This window comes from Variovorax rhizosphaerae (genome assembly GCF_037889975.1).
GTDB classification, from domain to species: domain Bacteria; phylum Pseudomonadota; class Gammaproteobacteria; order Burkholderiales; family Burkholderiaceae_C; genus Variovorax; species Variovorax rhizosphaerae.
Genome location: NZ_JBBKZT010000088.1, coordinates 1 through 3152, shown reverse-complemented (window position 1 = coordinate 3152; position 3152 = coordinate 1). Strand labels below are relative to the sequence as shown.

The 3152-nt window shown below is 59.9% G+C and carries 2 protein-coding genes and 1 pseudogene; all 3 read left to right on the top strand.

All coding sequences use genetic code 11. The features are described 5' to 3' along the window. Positions 1 to 199: 199 nt before the first annotated feature. A complete protein-coding gene (locus WKW82_RS40320; RefSeq protein WP_340348815.1) occupies positions 200 to 1435 on the top strand; it encodes a diaminopropionate ammonia-lyase in 1236 nt (411 codons plus the stop codon). A 12-nt stretch (positions 1436 to 1447) separates the two neighbouring features. Then, positions 1448 to 1933, top strand: a complete 486-nt coding sequence (locus WKW82_RS40315; RefSeq protein ID WP_340348814.1) for a RidA family protein — start codon at positions 1448 to 1450, stop codon at positions 1931 to 1933. A 130-nt stretch (positions 1934 to 2063) separates the two neighbouring features. Continuing rightward, positions 2064 to 2966, top strand: a pseudogene (locus WKW82_RS40310) (VOC family protein); the annotation flags it as partial. Positions 2967 to 3152 lie beyond the last annotated feature (186 nt).

Below are 3152 nucleotides of genomic sequence, written 5' to 3'. Positions count from 1 at the left end.
TACTTGCAGCTTGAACTCCGCGTTGAATGTTCGTCGTAGCTTCTTGGTCATCTTCCTCTTCCAGGTGGTTGCCACCTATCGAGGTGTCCGGGGAAATTAGACCAGCACACTCGTCACTGAAGCCGCCTCTGCGGGGGCTGCTCGCGGGCCAGCCTTCGCCCCACCGCCCTCCACCCAACACCCAACCTCACCTACGCTTATGACCAACGAATATCGCCATTACCACCCTGCGACCTGGTTGTCGCCCGACAAGAAGGCGCTGGCCCAGACTGCCGTCAAGAACCTGCAAGGTTGGCAAGATGCCGTAGAGGAAATCAAACAGTGGCCAGGCTACGCGCCTCAGCCACTGTGGTCCCTCGACAAGAGCGCTGCGCAGTTGGGAATTGCCAAGCTCCTCTATAAGGATGAAAGCCAGCGCTTCGGCCGCGAGCTAGCCAGCTTCAAGGCGCTTGGAGCCCCCTACGCCGTCTACATGCTCCTGGCGGATGCCGTTGAACAACAGACAGGAAAGCGCCCGACAGCGGCACAGCTTCGCAGCAAGCAGTTCGCTGCCATCACAGAGCGCGTCACCGTCTGTGTTGCCACCGATGGAAACCAAGGTCGAGGCCTCGCCCACGCGGCGAAGATGTTCGGCTGCCGCTGTGTCATCTACATCCACGGCCACGTATCCCCTGGTCGCAAGGAAGCGATGGAATCCCTTGGGGCAATTGTCATTCGCATCGACGGGGAGTACGAGGCTTCGGTCAAGCGCGCGAAGGAGGATGGCCGAATCAACGGTTGGCATTTTGTCAGCAGCACGTCGTGGGACGACTTCAATGAACCGCTCCCGCGTCACGTCATGAACGCCTACATGGTGATGGTTGAGGAGGCTTTGGAGATGGTCCCTGACGTGGACAAGGTGACCCACGTCTTCATGCAGGGTGGCGTCGGCAGCATCGCGGCCGCGGTGTACATGGGCTTCGCGCAAAAGATTCAAGGGAAGATGCCGCGCTTTGTCATGATCGAGCCTCTCCAGGCGGATTGCCTGTACCAGAGCGCCGTGAACAACACGCCAACGCCGTCCTCCGGCAATCTGCGCACCATCATGGCGGGCTTGGCTTGCCGCGAAGTGTCCCCTGCCGCCTGGAAGATGTTGGACTGGCTGTGCAGTGACTATTTGGCAATACCCGACGAATGGGTGGTGCAAGCCATGAAGACCCTCGCCGATGGTGGCGGCGATGTGCCCATCGTTAGCGGCGAGTCTGCTGCGGGCGGCATGGGGGTCTTGCTGAACATGGCATCTCATCCCGAACTGAGGGGAATGCTAGGCATCGATGCAGAAAGCCAAGTCTTGCTGTTTGGCTGCGAAGGCGCCACCGATGTCGACATCTACAAGGACATCGTAGGTCAGGAGGCATCCGAGGTGTTTGCTCGCCAAGCTGCTGCGTCCATCTGAGCGAGCAGTGCAATGAAATCTTCGCAAAGGGACGCGCGGGTTCGCGAGTTTGCTGCCGCGGTCGGCTTGGACTTGGTTAGTCCACCGGTCCCCGGCGGCGCTTACTCGCCCGTGGTTTCCCATGGCGACACTGCCTACCTCGCCGGGCAAGTTGCAAAGATTGGCAACCGCATCCTGCTTGCCGGCGCGGTCGGAAGTGCAGTCACCGTAGCGGAGGCCAAGGAGGCTGCAAAGGTTTGTGCGCTTCGTTTGCTCGGCGCTCTCATCGACGCCTTTGGCAGCTTGGACCTCGTGTCGAAAGTGCTGAGGGTGAATGTCTTCGTCCAGTCGGCACCCGGATTTGACCGGCACAGCGAGGTAGCAGACGGAGCCTGGAAGCTTCTTTCGGATGTCCTGCAGTGCGAGGTCGGCCACGCCCGCACGGCGGTTGGCGTCGTGTCCCTGCCGCGAAATGCCAGCGTAGAAGTGGACATGACTGTCGCCCTTTTTCAGGTTTAGGAGGTCGGCTGGCGCGTCGATGCGCAGGCCACGAAAGTTGCGCGCCTACCTTTGCTCGTCTGTCGACGAACACACGAGACAGGACTTGTCACGCCATGTGCAGAACGCGCCAAGTCAATCAATAAATCCGATGAATCAAACTATCCATTGCCCTTCCGACGAAATTCGAGCCCGCTTCTCCCAGGCTCTATCGGCGATGTACAAGGCCGAGGTTCCACGCTACGGCGACCTCCTGAATTTGGTCGCGAGTATCAACGCCGATGTGTTGAAATCCGAGCCCTCATGTGCGTTCGGGGAGGGGGTATCTGGCCATGCTTCCCGACTTGAAGTTGAGCGCCACGGCGCAATTCGCGTTGGCACTGCGCGCGAGTTGTCAATGATGCGCCGGCTTTTCGCGGTCATGGGCATGCAGCCGGTGGGGTACTACGACCTCTCCATAGCGGGCGTTCCGGTGCACTCCACCGCGTTTCGACCAGTTCGAGACGATGCACTCGAGCGCAATCCGTTTCGCGTCTTTACGTCTCTGCTGCGCCTGGAACTCATCGAGGACAGTCGGTTGAGGAAGCGTGCGCAGGACATCCTTTCCCATCGAGAAATTTTCACCTCGACATGCGTGGGCTTGATCGAGCAATGGGAGAGCGCCGGAGGCCTGACGGCGATGGAGACCCAGTCCTTCGTCGAGGAGGCGTTGCACACTTTCAAGTGGCACGGCGAGGCAACCGTCGACCTTGAGACTTACACCCAACTCAAGGCAGCGCACCCGCTGATTGCGGATGTGGTCTGCTTCAAGGGGCCACATATCAACCACTTGACGCCGCGCGTGCTGGATATTGACCAAGCGCAGGCGGCGATGTTGGAGCAAGGCATTCGCGCGAAGGAAAGCATCGAGGGGCCTCCTCGACGCCGCTGCGCCATCTTGCTGCGCCAGACCAGCTTCCTTGCGCTGAACGAACCCATCCGATTTTTAGGGGCTCAGTCCGTGGATGGAAGCCACACAGCGCGCTTCGGCGAGATCGAGCAACGCGGATTGGCCGGCGTCAACTACCTTGTCCGCCCGGCGACAACTATCCTGGCCGGTGGAGGCGGGGGAATTTATTGATGGTCTGAGTGTCTTTGGCTGTCTCTTCTCGAGTTCCTTTTTAAATGGCTGTTTGGCAAGCGAAGCGCGTCAGGCCGGAGGCATCATTCGGGGAGCGGTGGTCAAGTCACGGACCCCGCA